We start from the raw sequence: 17,207 nt of genomic DNA on the forward strand, positions 1-17,207 counted from the left end.
GCTCTGTTCGCTTTGCTGTTTCGTGCGAAGCGAACAGAAAAAAACATCGAACAATGGTACAAGGATGACGGGAAGTGAAGCAGATGCAAGAAACAAAACAATTTGAAATGAGTCCTGCGCCGTGGCGTGCTGTCGCATGCGGAGATACGAAGCCAATTTATATCTATTCTGCTTACAGTGAAGAAGAAAAAGAGAGATTCCCTTATTCAAACGGCCGGCTGATCGCCGCTGTATTTGACCTCAGCTCTTTTTCGCAAATAAGCAATGCCAACTTGATGGCAGCCGCACCTGAGCTGAAGGAAGCGGCTAAAGCGGCGCTGGATTTTCTGAACGGGAATTCCGCTCATTCCAAGGAGCACATCATAAGGGTATTAGAAAAAGCTAACAAAAGCGCTGAACCCGAAAGGAAGGAAAAGACATATGATCAATCCTAAAAAACTCGTAAATATTGATTCCATCACGCTCGACAGCCAGCTTGAGGATGGGAAAATCCGCGTTATTATAGTCGACGGCATAAAGCATGAAGCCTGGATCACAGAAGCTCCAGAGCACGGGAAAACGCTTGTTGAAACGAGAAAGGGAGACCTTGCCCGAGTAGAATTTGAAATCGGCTACAAATTAAACTAAAGCGAAAAAAGAATACGTCCAAGACGGAAAGCCTGCGGACACTGATCAACATGCACAGCATTTGTGCGTTGATTGGTGTCCGCTTTTTTATTGCACAAATGAGGAGGAATCATAGAATGCAAGATTTATTATTTGAATATAAACGCACATTAAAACAAACAAGAACACTTTATAAACCGCTCGCTGAAGCAGATGAATCAGTGCTCTCAGCTGAAGACATGAAGGATAAAAAGATTATCAGAAACATCATCACAGACCTCGAATATGTAACAGAATGGCTTGAAAAAGGAAGGCAGCCCGGCATCAGACGGGCGATTGACCGGCGTGATGCGTATCAGCGGCTGATGATCAAAGATCCAAGAATCATAGAATCATTTTCTGGCAATATGATGTTTGAGCCGGACGGACAGGTATCTGAGGAAGACAAGGACAGAATCCGAGAAGCTTTATCCCTTTTAACGGACAGGGAGAAAGAAATGTTTTTGCTGCATAAGGTAGAATGCTTTTCTTATGAACGCATTGCTGACCTTCTTGGCGTCAAAAAATCAACTGTGCAGACGACCATCAAACGGGCTCTATTAAAGATGCAGAGACAGCAGGAGGAAATGAACCGATCACTTGCCTGAAGCTTGTCATACGTTTGCCACCTATAAGTGAAAAGAGCATGACACATAAGCGGCCGGCATTACCGGCCGCTTTTATGAATAGAAATCTATGCTGGAGGTGGCGGTGATGCCGTAGCATGAAAACACAACAAAGAAAACAAGCATTAGCAATCTATCAGCACCATCAGGGAAATATCACAAACCGGGCCATTGCAGACACAATCGGCGTTTCGGCGAAAACAATCAGCATTTGGAAAAAACAGGACAGATGGAAAGAAGCCTTGTTTTCTGAAAACGGACATAAGCAGCGCCGCATAGAAAACGATGAATTAAATGAACGGCAGCGGCTGTTCTGCCTCTACTACGTAAAAAGCTTCAATGCGACACAATCAGCGATCAAGGCGGGCTATTCTCCGGACAGCGCCCATGTGACGGGCTGCCGGCTGTTAAAGAATGAAAAGGTTGCCGCTGAAATCAGGCGGATAAAAAAAGAAATGGTGAATGAAGTGTTTATTGAAGCGATGGACGTTTTGCAGGTATATGTCAAAATCGCGTTCGCCGATATCACGGATTATGTGACCTTTGGCAAAAAAGAGGTGCAGGCCGTCGGGAAGTCAGGACCGCTGTTTGATGAAGATGATAACCCGATCATGAAGGAAGTCAGCTTTGTCGATGTCAAAGACTCCGGTCTTGTTGACGGCACCATTGTCACGGAGGCAAAGCTCGGCAAGGAAGGCATCGCCATTAAGCTTGCCGATAAAATGAAAGCACTTGAAAAGCTGTCATTATACTTTGATTTGTTTCCGGATCAATTTAAGCAAAAAATAGAAAATGAGAAGTTAAAGCTCGCGAAACAAAAAGCGGATAAAACTGATGACGGCCGCGAGCCAATTGAAATCATGATCAAACGAAAAGAGGACAAGGCATGATTGTAAAAGAAATCAATCCTCATTTTGAAGATTACGTGTTCAATTGGGAGCAGACGTACCAGTTTCTCGTCGGCGGCTATGGCTCATCTAAAAGCTATCATACCGCATTGAAAATCGTATTAAAGCTGCTGAAGGAAAAGCGGACGGCGCTCGTTGTCCGCGAGGTGTTCGATACCCACCGGGATTCGACCTTCGCTTTATTTGAAGAGGTGATTGAAGAGCTTGGTCTCACGAAGGCAGCCGCAACACTTTCTTCCCCGCTTCAGCTGCGGTTTCAAAACGGCAGCCGGATCATGTTCAAAGGAATGGACAACCCGGCGAAGCTGAAATCTGTTCACAACATTTCATTAATATGGATTGAAGAGTGCTCTGAGGTGAAGTATGAAGGCTTTAAGGAATTAATCGGCCGTCTGCGCCACCCTGAGCTGAAGCTGCACATGATTTGCACCACCAATCCCGTCGGCACCTCCAATTGGACATACCGGCATTTTTTTCGGGATGAACGCAATCAGCGGTTTGTGCTGGATGACAGCGAGCTTTACGAAAAGCGGACACTTGTCAGGGGAGATACGTATTATCATCATTCCACGGCAAACGACAACCTCTTTCTCCCGGAAAGCTATATCAGGCAGCTTGACGGACTGAGGGAGTATGATCCAGACCTTTACCGAATTGCCCGAAAAGGCAGGTTCGGCGTTAATGGAATCAGGGTGCTGCCGCAGTTTGAGGTGCTCCCGCACGACCTTATCGAAGAGCATATTGCGGCCATCAGCCAGCCAATCCTTCGCACGGGCATGGATTTTGGTTTTGAAGAATCCTACAATGCTGTTGTCCGTCTCGCCGTCGATCCTGATAAGAAATATCTCTACATTTATTGGGAGTATTATAAAAACAAAATGACAGATGACAGGACGGCTGAGGAGCTGCGGGAATTGCTTGAAACACAGGAAATGATCAAAGCCGACTCTGCTGAGCCGAAAAGCATTCAATATTTCCGCCAGCAGGGGTTTCGGATGGTCGGAGCCAGAAAGTTTCCCGGCTCCAGGCTTCAATATACCAAAAAGGTCAAACGCTTCAAAAAAATTTTCTGTTCGGATCGCTGTGAAAATGTCATCTATGAGCTCAAGACACTGACGTATGCCAAAGATAAAAACGGTGCGCTGATTGAGGATGAATTCACGATCGATCCGCATACGCTTTCTGCCATTTGGTATGCGCTTGATGATTATGAGGTCGCAGATGTGAAGGAGACAGCGCAAAAACGAATCCGTCCGAACAGAGAAAGGAGAAGGTCATAAATGCCGCACAATCAAACAGTCAGAGCAACCGTTTTAAAAGCCAATGCATCTGCTCCTCAGACAAAGCAAATTTATGAAGACGACTTTTCTGATTTGTACGGAGAGGATATCATCGCTCCGCCCTACAATATCACCGAGCTCAAAACAATTGCTGAATACTCAACCATTCTTCAGCAATGCATTGATGCGTACAGAGTGAATATTACTGGTTTTGGTTTTGATGTGGAGTACACGTTTGATGTCAATGCCACGGAGGTCGACCAGGAGAAAAAGAAGAAAGCGGAAAAAGACTGGGCCAGACTTGAAGCCTTTTACAAATGCCTTCACTTTGATGAATCTGCTGAAATGATTTTAGGCTATGCCATTGAAGACAGGGAAAAAACCGGAAACGGCTTTATGGAAGTGCTTCGCGACGGAATGGGAAAACCGGCCGGCATTGAATATTTGGATGTGAAATATATGCGCGTATGCGGGGCCGGCGAGCCTGTCGAAGTATCTTTTATGTATGAAGAAAATGGAAAAGTGAAGAGAATTAAAAGGCAGAAACGGTTTCGGAAATTTGTGCAGATGATCAATGGAAAAAAAGTATTTTTCAAAGAATACGGCGATCCTCGAAAGATGGACATGCGCACGGGCGAATATGTCAGCACACTGGCTGAAAAGCACCAAGCAAATGAAGTGATCCATCTTAAAATCGGAAGCGGCGTATACGGCGTGCCCCGCTGGGTAGGCAATATCGTCAATTTATACGGCGCCCGGAAAGCGGAAGAGCTCAATTTTATGTACTTTAAGCAGGGGCGTCACGTACCCGCTGCGATTACAGTGGAAAACGGGATGCTGTCTGAAGCGTCTTACCGGGAGCTGCAGGCGTACATGAATGACCTTGAAGGTGTGGAAAACGCCCATAAATTTCTTTTGATTGAGGCGGAAGGCATCGCGAAGGAGAAGGATCTACACGGCGGTGAAGATATCACGCCGGTTTCTGTGGAGATCAAATCTCTTGCGGAAATCCTGCAAAACGACGCCTTGTTTCTTGAATATGATGAAAAAAGCAGAAATAAGCTGCGCTCTGCTTTCCGTCTGCCCCCGCTTTATACGGGAGAAGCTCAGGAATACAACCGGGCTACGGCTGATACAGCGAGAAAAATTACGGAGGAACAGGTGTTTCAGCCAGAGCGGAAAACGCTTGTCAACAAATTGAACACACTGCTTTTGCCGGAGCTGAATCTTCATGATGTGAGGCTGACATTAAAAGGACCGGACTTTCGTGATCCGCTTGAGATTGCGAAAGTGCTCGGTCCTTTTATTACGGCTGGAGCCGTTTCGCCAAATGATTTACGAGACCTTGCCGGACGGGTGCTCGGCAAAACGCTTGAGGAGTGGCCGGAGGACGTTTACAAACGCCCTGCCGGACAAGATGCTGAAAAGACGAATCTGACAGCACTTATGCAGGAGCTGAAGGACAGCATCGAAGATATCAAAACGTCCTGAAGGGAGGTGAATCAAGCAGGTGGCGCGGGAATTGAAAAATGCCAAAATCAGCTTTGTCAGCTATGTGGACAAGGCGGCAAACCAGACAGAATTTTTCTTTACGAAGTCAGCCGAACCTCCGTCATTTGAAAAAAAGGTTCGGCTGTTTACGAAAAGCGAGCAGGATGAACAAAAGCTTGTATACGGAATTGTGTATGAGCCTGATGTTCCAGATGCCCACGGCGACTATATGACCGCAGAAGAAATTGAAAAAGCGGCGCATGGCTTTCTTGCAGACGCGCGGGAGATTGATATCAATCACAGCTTTGAAGGCGGCACAGGCGTGGTCGTTGAATCCTATGTGGCGCCCGATGATTTTATCATCGGAACAAAACGGATTACAAAGGGCTCGTGGGTGCTTGTGACAAGAGCGTCAGATGAGGTGTGGGAACAGATCAAAGCCGGCATCATCACCGGCTACAGCATGGCGGGCACTGCGGATGTACATGAAGAAGAACCGGTTGAAAAAGCCGGATTCTTAAGCGTGTTCAAGCAGCTGCTGGCCGACAAAACAGGAAAGGAGACTGAAGACATGAGGAAAGAAGACATGAGGGAATCAATCGAGCATGCACTGTATCCGTTACTCAAACGGCTGGAGACCATTGAAAAAAACACAGAAACAGAGGAAAAACCGGAGCAGACGGGAGATGACGAGCGCCTGAAGAAGCTCGTTGAGGACATGATTGCCCCGCTGATCGAACGCATTGAAGCCCTGGAAAAAGCTCGGGGAGCCTCTAAACAGACGGCGGACGATGCGGCCGGCAATACAGAGCAAGTCAAAAAAACAATCTGGAGCGGACTGCTGTAAACCAGTCAAAGAGGAGGAAATCAATTGAGAAATCAAGAGATCATTCGGAAAGCGGAAATGTCGCTTTCTGCTTTAAAAAGCGGCGGGCTCATGAACCCTGCACAAGCATCAGCTTTTATCCGCATGGTGCAAAACACGCCGACCATTTTCAGTGAATCCCGCGTGATTCAAATGGAAAACGATTCACAAAAATTTGAGAAAATCGGCTTCGGCCAGCGTATCTTACGTGCAGCTCAAGAAGGAAAAGCGCTGACAACAGACGAGCTGACGGTTCCGACGACCAGCACTGTCCAGCTGAACACAAAGGAAGTCATTGCGGAAATTAACATTACGTACGACACGCTCGAAAACAATATCGAAAAAGGCGGACTGCAGCAAACGATCATGCAAATTTTAGCAGAGCGGGCGGCAGTTGATATTGAAGAGCTGATCGTAAACGGAGATACCGCATCAAAAGATCCATACCTGGCGCAGCTTGACGGGATCCGTAAACAAGCAGTGTCCCACATCGTCGATATGAACGGTGAAGAACTGTCCAGAGCGACATTTAAAAAAGGCTTAAAGGCTGTTCCGCCAAAATATTTGCGCATCCCTCAGGAATTCAGATTCTATACCTCTCACGGCTTAGAAATTGAATGGAAGGACCGCGTGGCGGACCGTCAGACAAATCTTGGGGACCAGGCTGTTCAAGGCGGCTTGTCCACAGCATTCGGCGTACCGGTAAAAGGGGTATCCAATATCCAGCCGTACGCAGTCGGAGAGGGAGACGCGCAATATGATGCGTCTGATATCATTCTGACACATCCGAAAAATATCATTCTCGGCTTCTCGCGCAATATTCGAATCGAAGTCGACAAGGATATCCGCTCCCGTAAGTTCATCATTGTCTTAACAGCCAAGCTGGACAGCAAATTCGAGGAAGAGGATGCCTGCGCTAAATTAATTAACGTAAAAGAATAATAGAAATGGGGTGGCCAGCTTATATGCTCATCGAACCGACTGACATCGTTTCTTATTCGGTCTATGACCAGGTGAAAAACAGGCCGGAAGAACTGCTGGCGCAGGATATCATCGAGGCGGAATCGGAAGCTGCCCTCATTACAGGGCACAGCTTTACAGACAGCGTCTACGATCCGCTTCCTGAAAAGGCAAAATTAGCTTTGCTGAAGCTCGCCCAATACTTTGCGCTAGTAAACAGCGACGAATCAGCGGCATCAAGCTATCAGTCTGAGAAAATGGGGGATTACTCCTACACGGTTTCCGGTGAAGCCGGTATTCAAAAGCCCGATGTGTATCATTTGCTGGAAGAGTTTATCCAACCGGATTATGTTCCGGAGTCCGCCAGATTGAAGGTGCGGTCGTTATGAGCTATCAGCAGATGCTGATCCATCGCTGTGATATTTATCATGAAACAGCGCAGTCGCCGCTGGCGGGACGATTCGGGATTCCGGCGGACAAGCTTCAGCCGGTATTTTCATATCCGGATACACCCGATGAAGAAAATGTCCCCTGCTACTTTACAGAAAAAACGCAGCAGCTGATTCAGGAGGAGCCTGATCAAACCGTGTACCACAGCTTTCTTGTCCATTTTCCAGGGTCTTCGGATATCCGTATGAACGACAAAATCATTTGGCAACACAACAGCTATATTCTGAAGCTGCCAAAAAAGATCAGACACCATCATTGGGAAGTCATCGCTGTCAGGGATGAAAGTCTATGAAGATAGCGGGACTTAAACAGCTGAACGCATCGTTAAAAGAAGCGGCATCCGGCGGTTTTTCCCGCGAGGCGTCCCGGTGGCTTGAAGAGTGCGGGCAAGATTTTCTGGAGATCGTACAATCTGAAATCATCAGCACGCAAACGATAGATACAGAAAAACTGCTCAGCTCCTTTCAGAAAGGCTCAGAGGACAACCTCTGGATGGCACAAAGCGGCGGACTCTCACTTGAGGTCGGGACCCAGCTTGAATATGCCTCTTTTCTCAATGACGGCCACTGGACGTCAAAAGGAGACGATGTGAGATGGGTGCCGGGGCATTTTCAAGGCTCGCGGTTTATCTATGATCCGGCTTCTTCCACAGGCATGGCACTCAAGAAAAAATGGATACCCGGTACGGGCTATTGGGAGCATGCACTGCTTCTATATGAAAAGCTGTTTGCAACATCAATGGAACATAAATTGCGCCAGTGGCTGAAAAAGATGTAAAGGAGGAGCGGGATGAACAGCGAAACAGGATCGATCATGGCTTTTTTGTACAGCCAGTGGTCTGTTCCCATTTATGAAAGCCAGCTGCCTGATCAGTTTCAAGTGCCGTCTTTATATGTCCCTGCGCCATCTGTTTTTGAAGAAACAGATACGGTCTCCACATTTAAAAAAACCTACAGTCTCAATGTGAAGCTGTTTCATCTTGACTCCGTGCAGGCGCTGGATGAAGCGGACAGGCTCGCGGATGCCATCAGAGAAGCGAGAAATATGGTTCCGCTGCTCAGTGAATCCGGTGAGAAGACGGGGGATATGGTTCGCATCACCCGTATCGAGACGAGGGTAGGAGACAGGGGCGAGGCGGTCATGGTGATCAGGTGGAGCAGCCGATATTATTATCACAAAACAGAACAGCCTGTCTTACAGGATATCGACATGAACAGCGGGGTGAAGTAGCGGTGGCAAAGCAGAAACAAGTGAAGGCTGTACATACAGAGAGCCGGGAAGCTCTTTTTGATACAGCGGATTTGATCAAGCACGCAAAGGAGCTGTTCGGCGTTAAGCCGGAGATCCTTCAGGGGGCTTTATTTGGCGTGGACAAAACACGTCTGGCGAAATCAGAGGCCAGTCAATTGATACAAACATTTTTAACTAAGGAGGTCATGCAATAATGAATGGCGGAACATTTACAGCAGGAACAGAAAAGGAACGTGCAGGCATTTATTTCAATTTTAAAACGACGGCACAGGAACGGGTGTCACTTGGTGAACGGGGGACGGTCGCACTTCCGGTTGCATCAAGCTGGGGCGAAGCGAAAACATTCGTCTCCATTTCAAGCGTGGAGGATTTAAACAAAAAAGTGGGTCTCAGCATCGACGATCCATCTTTATTGCTGTTGCGTGAAGCGAAGAAAAACGCGAAAACGGTATTGATGTACCGTCTCACTGAAGGCGTCAGAGCATCTGCCGATATTGCCGAAGGCGTTAAAGCGACTGCTTTATACGGCGGATCAAAAGGGAATGACATCATCATCCGAATCAATGAAAATGTACTGGATGCAGCGGCATTTGATGTCACAACGTATATGGATGAATCAGAAGTGGATAAACAGACTGTCAAAAAAGCTGAAGAGTTAACAGCGAACGGCTATGTGACATTTACCGGAACAGGAGATCTTTCCTCTTCAATTCCGCTGACTGGATCAGAGGGAGACACGGCTGCCGAGACGCTGAACGCATCTGCGGGAATCCGTTTATCCGGCGGTACAGATAAAGCCCCGGTCAACTCAGACTATACCGATTTCTTGGCTGCGGCTGAAACGGAGAGCTTTGATGTCATCGCTTTGCCGGTTGCAGAAGGAGATCAGCTGAAGGCGACCTTTGCCGCATTCATTAAGCGTCTGCGTGACGGCCAAGGGCAAAAAGTCCAAGGGGTTACAGCTAACTACAGCGGTGACTATGAAGGCATCATCAACGTGACAGAAGGTGTGCTGCTGGAAGACGGAACAGAAGTGACACCGGACAAAGCAACAGCTTGGGTAGCAGGCGCAAGTGCGGGAGCAACCTTTAACCAATCGCTTACATTTGTGGAGTATGAAGGAGCCGTTGATGTCTTAAACCGCCTTGACCACGACACGATTGTGGAACGCTTAGGCAAAGGCGAATTTTTATTCACATTTGACGCCCGTGATAAATCGGTAAGCGTTGAAAAAGACATTAACTCACTTGTCACGTTTACGGCTGAGAAAAACAAGAAGTTTGCGAAAAACAAAATCGTCCGTGTCTTAGACGCCGTCAATAACGATTTAACACGCGAGCTGAAAGCCTTAATTAAATCAAGAAAAGGCAGCGGAAGCGATATTCCGGCGTCAGAAGACGGACTTCAGTATGTGAAAACGATGATTACGCAATACATGACAACGCTTCAGGATGCGGGCGGCATTACCGGTTTTGATTCTGATGAAGATATCACAATTTCAATGAATGAGGATCGTGACGGCTTCTTGATTGACCTGGCTGTACAGCCTGTCGACGCAGCAGAAAAATTCTACTTTAATGTGGAGGTAAACTAATATGGCATTAAAAGCACAAAACACGATTTCAGGTAAAGAAGGACGCTTATTTCTCGATGGAGAAGAAATGGCGCATATCAAAACATTTGAAGCAAATGTGGAGAAAAACAAGTCTGAAGTAAACATTATGGGCCGCCGCATGACAGGCCATAAAACAACAGGCGCAAACGGAACAGGCACAGCGACATTCTACAAAGTCACATCAAAATTTGTCATTCTGATGATGGACTACGTCAAAAAAGGCAGTGATCCTTACTTTACGCTGCAAGCTGTGCTGGATGATAAGTCCTCCGGAAGAGGCACAGAACGAGTCACACTTTACGATGTAAACTTCGACTCCGCCAAAATCGCCAGCCTCGATGTTGATTCAGAAGCATTAGAGGAAGAAGTTCCGTTTACATTTGAAGACTTCGACGTGCCTGAAAAGCTTTCTGACACGTTTTAATCAAAACTGAACAAGCCATACGCAGACCTTTCTCAGAAAGGTCTGTTTTTTAATGATGAAATCAATTTAAAGATAAGGGAGTTTTTTACATGAGCGAGAAGAACGAAAACGTATATGATCTTTCCTTTTTTATGCCGGGAAAAACAATCGAAGCCGAAGAAATCAAAGTGCCGATCTCTAAGCGTTTTGTTGATAAAAAAGGGGACATCGTACCATTTATATTTAAAGCGATCACGACGGAGCGCATTGATGAATTAGAGAAAGAAACAACAACTTATAAAAATGTCAAAGGCAGAGGCCGTGTAAAAGATTTAGACAGCCAGCGCTTTTATGCCCGAATCGCAGTTGAATCAACCGTTTATCCGGACTTCCGTTCAAAAGAGCTTCGAGAAGCTTACAAAACGGCCGACCCGGTAGAAGTTGCGAAACGCGTCCTCTCAGTTGGAGGCGAATACGCAAACTGGCTCAACAAAGCGATTGAGATTAATGGTTTCGAAGATGAATTAGAGGATCTGGAAGAAGAAGTAAAAAACTAATCAAGGATGGGCATAAAGAAGCCGTGTATCTCTACTATGCGATGCACGAGCTTCATTATTCTCCATCGGATTTATTAGAACTGTATGAAGCGCCCAGAAACTTTAAGGCGCTTTTGTATGGACTGATTGGATATAAGCTGGATCTCCTTGAAAAACAAGCTAAGAAAGGAGGGGCATCGTAATTGGCAAAGCTGACAGCAAGATTTGAAATGGAAGACCGTGTAAGCAAAAAGTTAAGAAAGATACAAAATGGGTTCAGAGCACTTGAAAAGTATAGAAAAATGGCACAGCGAAATAGCGCTATTGATATACGAAAAGAAAGCAAAACTGTGTTAAGTACAATTGATCGGATACAAAAATCAATAAAGAAAAAGCTTGGGGCCCAAATGATATCCATTTCAGCTGAGGATAACGCCAGCACTGTCATTCAGAAGGTTCAAACTCAATTGCAGGGATTGCCGGCATCGGTATCTATTAAAATTGGCGCTAATGATCAAGCAACAGAAAAGTTTGAGCGATTAAGAGAGTTCGTTGCGGGTTTCAAAGGCTTTACGATTATGCTGAGTGCGGAAGATCAAGTTTCGCCAGCTGTGCAAAAAATACAGCGTTATATGGAAACCGCACTTAAAAATGGTTACTCTGTTACGATACGCGTGATTGATCACGTCATGAAAACAGTCGGCCGCATTTCAGCAGGCATTGATGCACTTACACAAAAAGATAATCTAATTCAGCTTACTTTGAATGATCAGGTATCAAAAAAGCTGGATGAACTTCAGAAGAAAATTGATAGCTTTGGAAAACTAAAGACAGTTGAGAAAACAGCTTCCCCATCAGCTAAGAAAGCAGAGAGCAAAAAGGGAGAGGAAAAAGAAGGCGGTTCCTTCTGGGGAAACCTCGTTGAAGAAGGCAAAAAGAAGATCAAAGAAAAGCTAGATGAAAAAGTAACTGAATATAAAGAAGCCGTTATTGATCGTGTTACCCAAAAGTTTGAAAAATTTAATCCAGAAAAAATACTGGATGATAAGTTTTATGCATTATTAGATAAAGTGTTCGGTCCCGAAGAAAAAACTCCGGCAGAAAATGCGTGCTGCTGCAACGGATTGAACCCAGGAGCTGGAGGAGCCGCAGAATCAGGAGGCGGAGGCCTTTTAGATTCATTTATTAGTGAAGGTACAGTCGGTATCAGCAACGCGATTGAGGAATTAAAAAATACCTTTTTGAAGGAATTTGAACACTTTACACCCGAATCGATCACCTCAAAATTAGAATCATACACAGAATCCATTACATCTAAAATGACTGCACTAGCTGAGAAGTTCAGTCCGGATACGATTTTAGCAGAGCTGGATAAGTTTACAACATCGTTCATGGGAAAAGTGGATGAGATCGCGACGAAGTTCAGTCCAGAGACGATTTTGACAGAGCTGGATAAGTTTACAACATCGTTCATGGGAAAAGTGGACGAAATCGCGACGAAGTTCAGTCCAGAGACGATTTTGACAGAGCTGGATAAGTTTACAACATCGTTTATGAGTAAGGTGGATGCGATTGCGACAAAGTTCAGTCCAGAGACAATTTTGACAGAGCTGGATAAGTTCACAACATCGTTTATGAGTAAGGTAGATGCAATTGCGACAAAGTTCAGTCCAGAAACGATTCTGGCACAGCTGGATAAGTTCACAACATCGTTTATGAGTAAGGTGGATGCAATTGCGACAAAGTTCAGTCCAGAAACAATTCTGGCACAGCTGGATAAGTTCACAACATCATTCATGGGTAAAGTGGACAAAATCGCAAGTAAATTTAGTCCTGAAGCCATTTTTAAGCAGCTTGACAAGTTTACAGGCTCCTTTATGAAAAAAGTAGACGAAATCGCAAGTAAGTTCAGCCCTGAAGCCATTTTTAAGCAGCTTGATAAATTTACAGATTCCTTTATGAAAAAAGTGGACGATGTCGTAAGTAAATTCAGCCCAGAAACCATTTTTAACGAACTGGATAAGTTTGCAGATTCCTTTATGAAAAAAGTGGACGATGTCGTAGGTAAATTCAGCCCAGAAACCATTTTTAACGAACTAGATAAGTTTGCGGATTCCTTTATGAATAAAGTGGACGATATCGTAAGTAAATTCAGTCCAGAAACCATTTTTAACGAACTGGACAATTTTACAGACTCCTTTATGAAAAAAGTGGATGATATCGTAAGTAAATTCAGTCCGGACGCAATTTTCACTAAAGCGGAAGACTTTGTAACAAATATTGTTGACAAAATCTCTGAAAAATTCGATTTCCTCAACCCAGATAAAATCGCGAATAAAGCAGAAAAGTTTTTTGATAATATTGTCTCAAAAATCGCGAAAAAATTTGAGAAATTCAGCCCTGATAAAATTATTGAAAAAGCAGCGGAATTTTTTGAAAAAATGATAAAAGGCATTGCTGAAAAACTGGGGAATCTGGATTTTGGAGGACTGCTTGGCGGCAAATCCAGCGGAAGCAAAGGCAAACAAAAAGCCTCAAAAGCCAATACAAATCAATCAACTTCAAACAACTCAAACCGCACTAAAAAACCTTCGATGAACCAAAAAGTGTCAGGTTCTAAATCGAAGAAATCAGGCGGCAAATGGGGCGGAGCTTGCGGATGCTGTTGTGCCGGTATCAGCACAGGCAAAAGCAAAAAAGTCAAAAATAGAAACGGTTCATCAAAGAAAGGCAATCAATCAAATCCTGTGAATACGCCTAAATCGGCAAAAGCAGCTAAAGGCGGATCAGGCAAAGGTTTTTCAGGCCTTCTGAAAACATTGGGAGAATCAAAAGGTTTGAAGGGCGGACTGAAGGGTTTAAAAGGAGCCGCAAAAGGAATACCGGGATTAGGCGAAATTTTGTCTCTAACTGACTTAGCTGGAATCAATAAGGATAATGCCGGTGAAAAAGTAGGTTCAGCCGGCGGAGGTTTAGCCGGAGCAGCTGCCGGAGCGGCTATTGGAAGCGTTGTGCCTGGAGTGGGAACCGCTATTGGCGGTGTTGTAGGAGGAATTGCCGGCACTTTCGGTGGTGAAAGTTTAGGGAAGGCATTTGATGCCGGCGCACTGAATGATACATGGAACAGCATTACAGAGGGAGCGCAAAATGCTTGGTCAGCCATTCAGGGTATTTGGGGAACTGTATCAACATGGTTTATGGACAATGTTTGGACACCAGTATCATCCGCAGTTGTGGGTGTGGCTACAAGTATATGGTCAAATATTGTAAACGCATGGACCACGATACAAACAATCTTTAGTACCGTGGCAACATGGTTTATGGATAATGTTTGGACACCGGTATCATCCGCGGTTGTCGGTGTGGCTACAGCGATATGGTCTAAAATTGTAAACGCATGGACTACGATTAAAAATGTGTTCAGTGCAGTTGCTTCATGGTTTATGAGCAATGTATGGGAGCCAGTCAAATCGGCTGTTATCGGAGCGGCAATCACTATCTGGGATAAAATGACGGGCGCTTGGGATAAGATTAAGAGTGTTTTCAGTACAGTATCAGGATGGTTCATGGATACAGTTTGGAACCCAGTTAAAAATACAGTCTTAGATGTAGGCAAGGGAATATCTGATGCTTTCCAAAAAGCTTTAGATACGGTCAAGAACATTTGGAAGGGTCTGAGCGGCTGGTTTAAAAAGAATATTCAAGAACCTCTTACTAAGGTTGGAGAAACAGTTTCGGATGCTTTTTCTAAAGCGTTCGGCTGGGTAAAGAAAATTTGGGATAAAGCAGGCGGCGTTGTCTCAAGCATTGTCAACTTCGTAACTGGCGGAGGAGACCCGGATGACTATAAAGGAGAAAAAACTAAAACTGAAAAAAATGCCACAGGCGGCTATATCACCAAACCAACCATTTCATGGATCGGTGAAGCCGGCAAGGAATTCGTTATCCCAGTTGATAATAACCGAGGCAGAGGTAAAATGCTTCTCTCACAAGCGGCGTCTAAACTTGGTATGCAAGTCGTAGACAATATGGGAACCGCTTCGTCTTCTGCTGGAAGCCCGGTAGCTGTTTCAAGAGGAGCTGCTGCCAGTCCGTTATCAGGATCAGCCTCTCCATCAATGGAGACTGCAAATCTGACAGGGCAAGCGTCCACACTTGGACAGCAATTTTCAGAAGGCTTTGGTAAAGGCATCAGCAATCAGCCGGTTAAAATGGAAGATTGGAAAAAGAAAAACATCAATACGCCATTTACACAAATGACTTCTTCTTCACCAAATTACGGAAAACAGATGGTAAGCGGATATGCTAAGGGGCAAAACGGCACAGCAACCGGAACAGACGGCTTCCTTCAGACGAAAGTCAAAACACCGTTCCAAGCTACTGTAAACAAATCTTCATCATGGGGAAGCAGTACAATCAAAGGGTTTGCTTCAGGACAAAATAGTTCCCAAACCGGTACTGATCAATATGTAAATACACATGTGAATAAGCCGTTTTTGCGATCTAAAGAATCATCAAACGGCTGGGGAACCGGTATGATCGCGAATTTTGTATCAGGTATGACTTCAAAAGCAAGTGAAGTCCACGAAGCCGCCAAGGAACTGGCCAAAAAAGTTGAGAAGGCATTCCGTGAAGAGCTGGATATTCATTCGCCTTCTCGAGTTATGATGAGTCTCGGCCGCTTTGCCTCTGTCGGTGTTGTAAAAGGCCTGGATTCTGTCGATGTGAAAAAATACGCTGAAAAGCAAGCCGGTTCACTGGCTGCTGCTTATTCTGGAATGGGAGCAGTGGGAGGAAATGTGAAACAGTGGCTTATGGCTGCAATGATGGCCACAAAGACACCATTAAACTGGCTTCCAGGGTTAATGACAATTGCAAAGTATGAATCTGGTGGAAATCCAAACTCTATTAACCTGTGGGATAGTAACGCGAAGGCGGGAAATCCATCACAAGGGCTTATGCAGACGATACCGACTACATTTAATGCACATAAAGCGCCAGGCATGGGTAACATTAGAAACCCGATTCACAATGCAGCTGCCGCAATCGGCTATATCAAAAGCAGATATGGATCAATTGACAATGTGCCTGGTATTAAAAGCTTGAAACGTGGCGGACCGTATGTTGGATATGCCAACGGCGGACTGATCACAAAAGAACAAATCGCCCGTGTCGGTGAAGGAAACAAGCGGGAATGGATCATTCCGGAGGAGCGAGGCATACGCGGCCGCTACCTCCTTCAGAGAGCAGCCCAAGCTTTAGGAATGGAAGTAACAGATCCATCTCAATCCCAGCAGTCTGAGCTTTCATCAGGACAAGTTTCCGCTGTTACTTCAGCTAGCCGGCCAACGGCAGCAGTTTCGGGATCAAAAGATATATATATTCAATTTAACGGTGACCAGCACTTCCATAATGGACAAGACGCCGAAACCCTTGCAGCGAAAATCAAGCAGGCGCTAATAGACGAACTGCAAAAGGATATCAATATTGGAACGAAGGGAGTCGTTGCGTTTGACTAAATCCGTATATGAATTTTGGATTTCACAAGGGAAGGACAAGCTGCGGCTCCCCGTTCTTCCCGACCAGCTGAATATTTCAAATACGGTTCAGAATGAGACGGTTAAAGTAGCCAAGTTTGGTGACCTTACATTTATTGACGAACAGGGAGCGAAAGAAATTTCGTTCTCTTCGTTTTTTCCGAAGAAATACAGTCCGATAGCAGAATATCAAAACTTCCCGTCGCCAGAAAATGCGATAACAAGAATTGAAAAATGGATGAAGGCCAAAAAACCGGTCCAGTTTTTGATTACGGGAACTAAAGTGAATCTGACTTGCAGCATTGAAGGTTTTTCCTATAGCGAAGGTCAGCAGGATATCGGTGATCGCTCGTTTGATATTCAATTAAAAGAATACAAAACCGCATCACCCCGAAAAATCAAGCAGAAGAAAAAAACAAAGGCAAAACGCCCGTCGAAGGCGTCTCCGAAAACCTATACAGTGAAAAAGGGAGACACGCTTTGGGACATTGCCGGCAGATTTTACGGGAACAGCACGCAATGGCGCAAAATTTGGAATGCCAATAAAACAGCCATGATTAAACGAAGCAAACGAAATATCAGGCAGCCGGGCCACTGGATTTTTCCCGGCCAAAAATTAAAGATACCGCAATGAGACAGG

18 protein-coding genes and 1 pseudogene are annotated in these 17,207 nt (G+C 45.2%); all 19 read left to right on the forward strand.

Annotated features, from left to right (window positions below):
* The first annotated feature begins 74 nt into the window (after positions 1–74).
* The 19 genes and pseudogenes from NST56_RS07285 to NST56_RS07375 all read left to right on the forward strand — a co-directional run bounded on the left by NST56_RS07285 (position 75) and on the right by NST56_RS07375 (position 17,201).
* Positions 75–434: a hypothetical protein gene (locus NST56_RS07285; protein WP_010333892.1), complete on the forward strand. Its 360-nt coding sequence runs from the start codon at positions 75–77 to the stop codon at positions 432–434.
* Positions 421–627, forward strand: coding sequence for an XtrA/YqaO family protein (locus tag NST56_RS07290; protein ID WP_010333893.1), 207 nt, complete (start codon positions 421–423; stop codon positions 625–627). The genes NST56_RS07285 and NST56_RS07290 overlap by 14 nt, the downstream gene beginning before the upstream one ends.
* Positions 628–743: 116 nt before the next feature.
* Positions 744–1,253 (forward strand): sigma-70 family RNA polymerase sigma factor, encoded by a 510-nt coding sequence (locus tag NST56_RS07295; RefSeq protein WP_229147944.1) that lies wholly within the window; start codon positions 744–746, stop codon positions 1,251–1,253.
* Positions 1,254–1,369: 116 nt separating this feature from the next.
* Complete coding sequence (locus NST56_RS07300) at positions 1,370–2,161, forward strand: terminase small subunit (protein WP_326333575.1); 792 nt, start codon at positions 1,370–1,372, stop codon at positions 2,159–2,161.
* Positions 2,158–3,459: a PBSX family phage terminase large subunit gene (locus NST56_RS07305; RefSeq protein WP_339181045.1), complete on the forward strand. Its 1,302-nt coding sequence runs from the start codon at positions 2,158–2,160 to the stop codon at positions 3,457–3,459. Before NST56_RS07300 ends, NST56_RS07305 begins: the two co-directional genes overlap by 4 nt.
* Positions 3,460–4,950, forward strand: coding sequence for a phage portal protein (locus NST56_RS07310; RefSeq protein ID WP_010333897.1), 1,491 nt, complete (start codon positions 3,460–3,462; stop codon positions 4,948–4,950).
* Positions 4,951–4,969: 19 nt separating this feature from the next.
* A complete protein-coding gene (locus NST56_RS07315; RefSeq protein WP_010333898.1) occupies positions 4,970–5,797 on the forward strand; it encodes an XkdF-like putative serine protease domain-containing protein in 828 nt (275 codons plus the stop codon).
* A gap of 21 nt (positions 5,798–5,818) precedes the next feature.
* Positions 5,819–6,757: pseudogene (locus NST56_RS07320) on the forward strand (phage major capsid protein); the annotation flags it as partial.
* Positions 6,758–6,780: 23 nt separating this feature from the next.
* Positions 6,781–7,164: a DUF3199 family protein gene (locus NST56_RS07325; protein WP_010333900.1), complete on the forward strand. Its 384-nt coding sequence runs from the start codon at positions 6,781–6,783 to the stop codon at positions 7,162–7,164.
* On the forward strand, positions 7,161–7,517 hold the full coding sequence (locus NST56_RS07330; protein ID WP_010333901.1) for a DUF3599 family protein: 357 nt from the start codon (positions 7,161–7,163) through the stop codon (positions 7,515–7,517). The genes NST56_RS07325 and NST56_RS07330 overlap by 4 nt, the downstream gene beginning before the upstream one ends.
* Complete coding sequence (locus tag NST56_RS07335) at positions 7,514–8,002, forward strand: HK97 gp10 family phage protein (protein WP_339181048.1); 489 nt, start codon at positions 7,514–7,516, stop codon at positions 8,000–8,002. Before NST56_RS07330 ends, NST56_RS07335 begins: the two co-directional genes overlap by 4 nt.
* Positions 8,003–8,014: 12 nt before the next feature.
* On the forward strand, positions 8,015–8,455 hold the full coding sequence (locus NST56_RS07340; RefSeq protein WP_010333903.1) for a hypothetical protein: 441 nt from the start codon (positions 8,015–8,017) through the stop codon (positions 8,453–8,455).
* 2 nt (positions 8,456–8,457) lie between these two features.
* Positions 8,458–8,670 (forward strand): hypothetical protein, encoded by a 213-nt coding sequence (locus NST56_RS07345; RefSeq protein ID WP_268505440.1) that lies wholly within the window; start codon positions 8,458–8,460, stop codon positions 8,668–8,670.
* Positions 8,670–10,070 (forward strand): phage tail sheath family protein, encoded by a 1,401-nt coding sequence (locus NST56_RS07350; RefSeq protein ID WP_326191926.1) that lies wholly within the window; start codon positions 8,670–8,672, stop codon positions 10,068–10,070. Before NST56_RS07345 ends, NST56_RS07350 begins: the two co-directional genes overlap by 1 nt.
* A gap of 1 nt (position 10,071) precedes the next feature.
* Positions 10,072–10,515: a phage tail tube protein gene (locus NST56_RS07355; RefSeq protein ID WP_003220592.1), complete on the forward strand. Its 444-nt coding sequence runs from the start codon at positions 10,072–10,074 to the stop codon at positions 10,513–10,515.
* 89 nt (positions 10,516–10,604) lie between these two features.
* Positions 10,605–11,051 (forward strand): phage portal protein, encoded by a 447-nt coding sequence (locus tag NST56_RS07360; RefSeq protein ID WP_003327445.1) that lies wholly within the window; start codon positions 10,605–10,607, stop codon positions 11,049–11,051.
* Positions 11,052–11,092: 41 nt separating this feature from the next.
* Positions 11,093–11,233 (forward strand): hypothetical protein, encoded by a 141-nt coding sequence (locus NST56_RS07365; protein WP_072692631.1) that lies wholly within the window; start codon positions 11,093–11,095, stop codon positions 11,231–11,233.
* A 1,317-nt stretch (positions 11,234–12,550) separates the two neighbouring features.
* Positions 12,551–16,549 (forward strand): transglycosylase SLT domain-containing protein, encoded by a 3,999-nt coding sequence (locus NST56_RS07370; RefSeq protein ID WP_339182117.1) that lies wholly within the window; start codon positions 12,551–12,553, stop codon positions 16,547–16,549.
* Positions 16,542–17,201, forward strand: a complete 660-nt coding sequence (locus NST56_RS07375) for a LysM peptidoglycan-binding domain-containing protein (RefSeq protein ID WP_229147958.1) — start codon at positions 16,542–16,544, stop codon at positions 17,199–17,201. Before NST56_RS07370 ends, NST56_RS07375 begins: the two co-directional genes overlap by 8 nt.
* Positions 17,202–17,207: the final 6 nt, after the last annotated feature.

Source organism: Bacillus sp. FSL R5-0560 (assembly GCF_037966305.1).
GTDB classification, from domain to species: Bacteria; Bacillota; Bacilli; order Bacillales; family Bacillaceae; genus Bacillus; species Bacillus mojavensis.